Below are 733 nucleotides of genomic sequence, written 5' to 3'. Positions count from 1 at the left end.
TCTTCGGCTCCTAATGCCAAGGCATCCACCGTGTGCTCTTAAAAACTTGACCACAAAAGATCAATTCAGAAATTTTCGAGAGAACCACGAAAACCAACCACACCCAACAACCACACCCCCCAAAAAGAGATGCCATCATCACGCGCAGCCAGATCCAGGTTCATATTCTTGGAAATTGCTTCTTATAAAAGATGCTCGCGTCCACTATGTAGTTCTCAAACAACAACCCCAAACCACACACCCCACACCCACCCGCCCCCGAAGGAAACAAGCAACCGTGCGATCGGTGCAGCCAGGAAACCAGAAACAAACAAACCCGGAACAAGAACACCACAACCCGTAAGCCGCAACGCATCCCACCCCGGTCCTGTTGCCTCAGGACCCAACAGTGTGCCAAACACTAAACCACCCGCCCCCACCTCCGGCACCGTTCCACGACAAGCATCCAAAGACACCATCCGTACTAGGCAAGAAGAAGAAACACGCGGCCGCTATTTGTTGATATTCCACCCGTGAGCACCCGCCGCAGAACTTGCGTCTGCGCAACGGGCGTACTCCTGACAACACCACCACACAGACATAACGCCTGGCAGGGTTGTTGTAGGTGCTCCTTAGAAAGGAGGTGATCCAGCCGCACCTTCCGGTACGGCTACCTTGTTACGACTTAGTCCCAATCGCCAGTCCCACCTTCGACAGCTCCCTCCCCACAAGGGGGTTAGGCCACCGGCTTCGG

At 54.3% G+C, this 733-nt stretch carries 1 rRNA gene; it reads right to left on the bottom strand.

The features are described 5' to 3' along the window. Positions 1–615 precede the first annotated feature (615 nt). Positions 616–733, bottom strand: a 16S ribosomal RNA gene (locus tag PY310_RS21490); the annotation flags it as partial.

Origin of the sequence: Pseudarthrobacter naphthalenicus, from assembly GCF_029076445.1 — a bacterium.
GTDB lineage: Bacteria > Actinomycetota > Actinomycetes > Actinomycetales > Micrococcaceae > Arthrobacter > Arthrobacter naphthalenicus.
Note: the sequence above shows the minus strand (reverse complement) of the source record. Positions and strands in the feature narration are given on the sequence as shown.